The following is a 792-nucleotide window of genomic DNA, read 5'->3' on the forward strand; positions in this document are numbered from 1 at the left end:
GGGTTTGGATATTGGAGAGGCGGTTAAATTGTCCGTTGATTTGGAGTTATCGATTGAATTGGAACTGTGTATTCACTGCTTAAGTGAAGCCGATGCGGTTTTAGAAAGGGAGGCTGTAGAAGTTTGGCCTGATTGTAAAGTTTCTCATTCCAAGAGTGATGAGGGTGAGAGAGGAAGAGTTATTCATATGGATTTTGGAGGAGAAAAATAATGGAACGCAACCCTTATATGGTGAGAGATTGCTTGGTTGCTTTGCGCTCTGCCTTGTTGAAGCATGAGGTGAATGGTATTTTTATGAGTGGGCAAGATGTTCGAGAATTGAATGATTATTTACGCCGCCTTGCGGGCTATAACCACATTTTAGGTCATGAGCTTTTGCGGTGTCGTTGGCAATTGAAAGCGGGATGTGTGCCTCATCGAGGTGAAGTTGTGCCGTTTCGCCGGTTTCAAGAAACACAGGAGGAGTTTTGCGATGAATAAACAAATTGAGCTTGAAGGTGTGCATTATATGAGAGATGCAAAAGGGGCTTTGGTGCCGGTAAGTCTGATCCGCCCTGCGGATTTGCTTGAGGATGAAACGGTGCGTAAGGTTATGGGATATGCGAAGGAATTATCGGCAAGGATTGCGCGTTTTAACAGCCATACGCTTGCGGATTTGAGTGCTTTTGATGGCTTGCTTGCGCAGGAATATGGTGTGGAGCGGCGTGGTAAAAAGGGCAATTGTACGTACACCAGTTTTGATGGTTTGCAGCGTATTAAGGTGCAGGTACAAGAAAGCTTTGATTTTGGTCC

The 792-nt window shown here is 45.1% G+C and carries 3 protein-coding genes; all 3 read left to right on the forward strand.

Annotated features, from left to right (window positions below; translation table 11 throughout):
- Positions 1-211, forward strand: a 211-nt coding sequence (locus ACFINC_RS10385) for a hypothetical protein (protein WP_375617162.1), incomplete at its 5' end; no start/stop codon positions are given.
- On the forward strand, positions 211-480 hold the full coding sequence (locus tag ACFINC_RS10390; RefSeq protein WP_375617163.1) for a hypothetical protein: 270 nt from the start codon (positions 211-213) through the stop codon (positions 478-480). The genes ACFINC_RS10385 and ACFINC_RS10390, both read left to right, overlap by 1 nt.
- On the forward strand, positions 473-792 hold a 320-nt coding region (locus tag ACFINC_RS10395; protein WP_375617164.1), incomplete at its 3' end, for a DUF3164 family protein. The genes ACFINC_RS10390 and ACFINC_RS10395, both read left to right, overlap by 8 nt.

The organism is Bartonella sp. AP58NXGY, assembly GCF_042195785.1.
Taxonomy (GTDB): Bacteria; Pseudomonadota; Alphaproteobacteria; order Rhizobiales; family Rhizobiaceae; genus Bartonella.